This window comes from Pseudomonas sp. YL2 (genome assembly GCF_023063025.1).
In the GTDB taxonomy this organism is placed as follows: domain Bacteria; phylum Pseudomonadota; class Gammaproteobacteria; order Pseudomonadales; family Pseudomonadaceae; genus Aquipseudomonas; species Aquipseudomonas putida_A.
In genome coordinates, this window is the sequence record NZ_JAJSLU010000009.1 from 77,766 (window position 1) to 83,765 (window position 6,000).

Below are 6,000 nucleotides of genomic sequence, written 5' to 3' on the forward strand. Positions count from 1 at the left end.
GGCCCCGAGGTGGCGACCACCGTCGCTTCGGTCGGGCCATAGTTGTTGATCACGTCGAAGGTTTGCGCGCGACTGAACTGACGCAGGCGGTCGCCGCCGATCAGCAGCGTACGCAAGGTCGGGTGCTGCAACTGCCGGCTGAACGCATATTCGGCCACCGGCGTCGGCAAGAAGCTGACCTGCAACGGCTGCGCGCACCACCAGTCGAGCAACTCGTCGAGGTGCTCGTTGCGGATCGACGGCGGCGGCAGATGCAAGGTCGCGCCGACACACAGTGCCGGCCAGACTTCCCAGGCCATCGCGTCGAAACCGAAGCCGGCGACGCTTGCGGTCTGGCTGCCGGCCCGCAAGTCGAAGGCTTCAGCGTGCCAGTGCACGAGGTTTTCCAGGGTGGCATGTTCGACCATCACCCCTTTCGGTTGGCCGGTGGAGCCGGAGGTGTAAATCACGTAAGCCAGATGGTTCGGGGTTAATGCCGGCACCTGCGGATTGGCATCCGACAGGTGCTGCCAGAGGTCGCGGTCCAGATCGATGACCGGCACGCCACCGAGAAGATCGCGAGTCGATTCTTGCGCCACCACCGCCACCGGAGCGCAGTCCTGCAACAGATAGGCGATGCGTTCCGCCGGATACGCCGGATCGACCGGCACATAACCGGCGCCGGCCTTGAGGATCGCCAGCAGCGCGACCAGCATGTCCGGGCTGCGCCCGGCACACAGGGCAACCCGGTCATCGGGCTGCACGCCAAGGCCGATCAGGTGATGCGCCAGGCGATTGGCCCGCTGATTGAGCTCGCCATAGCTCAACTGCCGGGTACCTTGCAGCGCCGCCAAGGCCTCCGGATGCGCGGCCGCCTGGGCCTCGAACAAACGCTGCACGGTTTGCGCTGGCGGATAGTCGCGACCGGTGATGTTAAAACCGACCAGGACCCGCTGGCGTTCGCTCGGCGACAGCACCGAGATCTGCCGCAGCGGCATTGCTGGCGTGTGCTCCAGCGCCGTCAGCAGATTGTGCAGCGCGGTTTGCAGGTAATCGCAGACCCGCGCGCCGTCCACTTGCGGCACCGCCTGCACGCTCAGGCGGAAACCGGTGCCGAGGTCGTCGACGCTGACCACCAGCGGATAGTTGCTGCGCTCGCGCGAGCTGAGAATCTCGATCCCGTCCCAGGCCACGCCTGTCGTTTCCGCCGCGCTGTGGCGATAGTTGAGCAAGCTGCTGAACAGCGGCAGCGACGCGGCAACACCGCTGCAACGCTGGGCCAGCGACAGCGAGGCCTGCTCATGCGCCAGCAATTGCGCCAGACGCTCATGAGTAGCCCGCACGCCTTGCTCCACCGCAGTCGCGCCAACACTGACCCGCAACGGCAAGGTGTTGATGAACATGCCGAGTGCGCGATCGGCGCCCTCGCCACCCTGCATGCGTCCGAGCAGCACGGTGCCGAACACCACCTCTTCACGCCCCGAAACCTGCGCCAGCACCTGGCCCCAGGCCTGGTGCACCAGGCTGGCCGCGCTGATGCCGAGGCGGCGCGCCTGCTCGCGAAGGCGCTCGGCCACGCCGGCGTCCAGCACCTGCTCGCTGTCGACGATGCTACTGCCGTCGCCATGTACGTCGTGCACACCGAAGGCCACAGTCGGCTCGTCGATGTCGCCGAGCATGTCGCGGAAGAACGCTTCGTGCGCCTGAGTATCGGCGTGCTGTTGCGCCTGCGCCACGTAGTTGCGGTACTGCACCGGCATCGGCAACTCGGCGCCGCTCGGGTACAGGCTGTCGTTCATTTCCGCCAGCAACACTTCCAGTGCGGTGTGGTCGAGCACGATGTGGTGCAGCAACAGGATGCCGACCCAGCGCTGCTGCTCACGGTCTTCGGTGTAGGCCAGACGCATCAGCGGCGCCCGGCGCAGGTCGAGGCGGTAGTGCCGTGGATCGAACCGCGCCTGCATCTGCTCCAGCACATCGCCCTCAAGCAGGTCGGCATCGACCCGTTCCAGCGCCAGCGGCGCCTCGCGCCAGACCACTTGCACCGGCTCTTCAAGCCCTTCCCAGAACACGCTGGTGCGCAGAATATCGTGGCGCTCGATCACCGCATTCAACGCACGGACGAAGGCCTTGATCTGCGCCAGACCGGCGAAGGCGAATTGCGCCTGCAATACGTAGGGATCACCGGCGCTGGTCGCCAGATGGTGGTAGAGAATCCCCGCCTGCAGCGGTGCCAGGCCGTAAATGTCCTGCACGTTGGCAACGCCGCCGGGCACGCTGGCGACCACGCGGTCGATGGCGGCCTGATCCAGCGTGGCCAAGGGCAGCATGTCCGGGGTGATCCGCGTGCAATCGGCGGCAATCAGATTGTCCGGCACCCGCAGGGCGTGACTGTGACTCAAGGTCGCCGCCAGTGCCGCAACGCTCGGCTGGCCGAACAGCACGCGCACGTCGCACTGCAAGTCGTGCTGACGCATGCGCTCGATCAGTTTCACCGCCAACAGCGAATGGCCGCCGAGTTCGAAGAAATTGTCGTGCCGCCCGACCTGCTCGACACAGAGCAGGGTCTGCCAAATCCCGGCAATCAGGGTTTCGACTTCCCCCACTGGGGCTTCGAAACCGCGCCGGGCAAACGCATCGCTGTCCGGCTGCGGCAAGGCTTTGCGATCGAGCTTGCCGTTGGTGGTCAGCGGCAACGCGTCGAGGCGCACAAACGCGCTCGGCACCATGTAGTCGGCCAGCGATTGCAGCAACGCGTCGCGCAATTGCGCGGCGCTCGGCTCAGCGCCTTCGGCGGCCAGCCAGTAGGCGACCAGACGCTTGTCACCGGGACTGTCTTCGCGAGCGATCACCAGCGCTTCGCGCACCCCGGCGCAGGCGGCGAGGCGAGCTTCGATTTCACCGAGTTCGATGCGGAAACCACGGATCTTCACTTGATCGTCGTTGCGCCCCAGGTATTCGAGGCTGCCATCCGCTGACCAGCGCGCGAGGTCGCCGGTCTTGTACAGGCGCGCCTCGGCACGGCCGCTGAACGGGTCGGCGATAAAGCGTTCAGCAGTCAGCGCTTCACGATTGAGGTAGCCTCGGGCAACCCCGGCGCCACCGACGTACAACTCGCCGATCACGCCGACCGGCACCGGTTCGCGCTGCGCGTCGAGCACGTACAGTTGCAGGTCGGGAATGCCCACGCCAATCGGGCTGCGCCCGACCAGTAACGCGTCCGCTGCCTGCAGTGGGCGATAGGTCACGTGCACCGTGGTTTCAGTGATGCCGTACATGTTCACCAGCCGCGTACCGGCATTGCCGACCCGCGCGTACCACGGTTTGAGCAGGCCCGGTTCCAGGGCTTCGCCGCCGAAGATCACTTCGCGCAACGAGTGCTGCAACGGGCTGCGGCCCTGCGCGGCGATCAGTTGACGGAAGGCGCTCGGGGTCTGATTGAGCACGGTGACGCCAGTGCGGCACAGCAACGCGTAGCAGTCGTCCGGCGAGCGGCTGACCGCCTGCGGCACCAGCAACAATTGTCCGCCGAACGCCAGCGCACCCCAGATTTCCCAGACCGAGAAGTCGAAGGCGAAGGAATGGAACAGCGCCCACACATCCTGCGGGTTGAAGTTGAACCAGTCGTGGGTCGCGGAAAACAGCCGCACCACGTTGCGGTGCTCGACCATCACGCCTTTGGGCAGCCCGGTGGAACCGGAGGTATAGATCACGTAGGCAAGATGACTCGGGCTCAGCTCGGGAATCTGCGGATTGCTGCTGAGTTCAGCCTGCAACTGCAGGCTGTCCAGATCGATGATCGGCACGCCAAGCGCGCCAACCCGATCCAGCGTATCGGCCTGGGTCAGCACCGCCACCGGGGCGCTGTCCTCCAGGGTGTAGGCGATGCGCTCCAGTGGATACGCCGGGTCGATCGGCACGTAACCGGCGCCAGCCTTGAGGATACCGAGCAGGCCGATGAGCATTTGCGGGCCGCGCTCGACACAGATCGCCACGCGCTGATCCGGACGAATCCCCCGCGCCAGCAGGTGATGCGCAAGTTGGTTGGCGCGGCGATTGAGTTCGCCATAGCTCAGCGTCTGCTCCTCGAACAGCAGCGCTGTGGCCTCGGGGCGCGCCGCCGCGTGGGCTTCGAACTGCTGGTGAATCAACGGGGTTTCCGGGAACTGCGGCAACGGCGAGTTGACCCCGTGCAGCAGGTATTCGCGCTCGGCCGCCGGCAGGATATTCAGGCGTTGCAGCGGTGCATCCGGGGTCGATTGCAAGGCCTGCAGCAGGCTGTGCAACGCGGTGTGCAGGTAAGCGGCGATGCGTTCGGCACCCAGCGCCGCATCCGCCAGCGCGGTGATGCGCAAGTCTTCGCCGAGGTCGTCGATGTTGATCGTCAGCGGGTAGTTCGTGCGCTCTCGGGCGCCCAGCACTTGCACGCCGGGGGCCAGTTCGCTGACCTCGGCGATCTCTTCGCTGCTGCTGTGGCGATAGTTGAGGATCGCGCTGAACAACGGCGTCGGCACCGCCACCGCGCTGCAACGCTGGGCCAGGGCCAGCGAGGTCTGCTCATGGCCGAGCAGCGCGGTCAGACGTCGATGGGTGGCCAGCACCCCGGCACGCACGCCGTCCTGCCCGACATCCACGCGCAGCGGCAAGGTGTTGATGAACATCCCCAGCGCCTGTTCGCCGCCCTCACCCGCCTCCATTCGCCCCAGCAACACGGTGCCGAACACCACGGCGGTGCGGCCCGACAACTGGCCGAGCACCCGCGCCAGCGCCAGGTGCATCAGGCTCGCCACACTGACGCCGAGCTGACGCGCCTGGCCACGCAGTTGCCGGCTGAAGTCGGTGTCGAGCATCAGCACAGCTTCTTCGATGCTTTGGCCGTCGCCTTGCACATCCTGCAGACCACAGGGCAAGGTCGGCTCGTCGATATCGGCGAGCATCTCGCGGAAAAACGCTTCGTGAACCTGCTCGTCCAGGCCCATGCGCGCCTTGGCCAGGTGATCGCGGTACGGCACCGGCGGCCCGAGCTGCGCGGTCTGGCCCAGCAGATGCGCGCGGGTTTCACGGCGCACCACGTCGAGCGCGACGTGGTCCATGATCAGGTGATGGAACAGCAACAGCGCGACCACGCGCCCGTTGGCCGGATCCATGGCGTACACCAGACACAGCAGCGGCGCCTGCTGGATGTCGAGGCGGAAGAACCGTGGGTCGTGGCGCTCCAGCAGTTGCGTCAGGACATCCGAGCCCGGGTCGAGGGCGATTTCTTCGCAGTGCAGACGAGCCTGCCGCTGCACCACTTGCAGCGGTTCGTCCAGGAGCTCCCAGACGAAGGAAGTGCGCAGAATGTCGTGCCGTTCGATCATCCATTGCAGCGCCTCGGCGAAGGCTTCGAGATGTTCGCGGCTGTCGAAGGCGAATCGCGCTTGCGACACGTACGGGTCGCCGGCGGGCGCCGACAGGTGCAGATAGAGCATGCCTTCCTGCAGCGGCGCCAGCGGGTAAATGTCCTGCAGGTTGGCGGCGCCGCCGGGTATTTTGGCGACCAGGCGATCGATGGTCGGTTGATCCAGAGTCACCAGCGGCAGCATGTCCGGGGTGATGCGAAACGCCGGGCTCAGCCAGTCGCCACCGTTTTGCGCGACCAGTTCCAGCAACTGCGCCTTGTGTTCGCTGAGGCTGTCCCACAACGCATCGTCCAGCGCGTCGTCGCTGCCCAGAATGACCAGGTCTTCATCTTCCTGTTGAAGGCGGATCGCATGGGTGGAAAGAACAGCCATCAGTTCGCTGAAATGCATGGGATAACCTGCTGTAAATACGAGAAAAAGGAGCGCGCAGCCGCGAGTCCGTGCCTGCTGTGCGCAGCCTGGAAAAACTAAAACATCGGGGCCTGGGGGGCTGACATGGGAAGCGGGGACAAGCCACAGGCTCGGTCGCCGCAATACCCCTGTGGGAGCGGGCTTGGTCGCGCATACGGGGGGAAAGTCGCCCTCAACACCCCACCGTCCCCCCCCCTCGGGGGGGAGC

1 protein-coding gene (cut by a window edge) is annotated in these 6,000 nt (G+C 65.9%); it reads right to left on the reverse strand.

The features are described from left to right. Positions 1-5,771: the beginning of a non-ribosomal peptide synthetase gene (locus LVD08_RS14625; RefSeq protein WP_247268492.1), read on the reverse strand. It extends 7,243 nt beyond the left edge of the window; the window shows 5,771 of its 13,014 coding nt (coding positions 1-5,771); it begins with the start codon at positions 5,769-5,771; the stop codon falls past the left edge of the window. Positions 5,772-6,000: the final 229 nt, after the last annotated feature.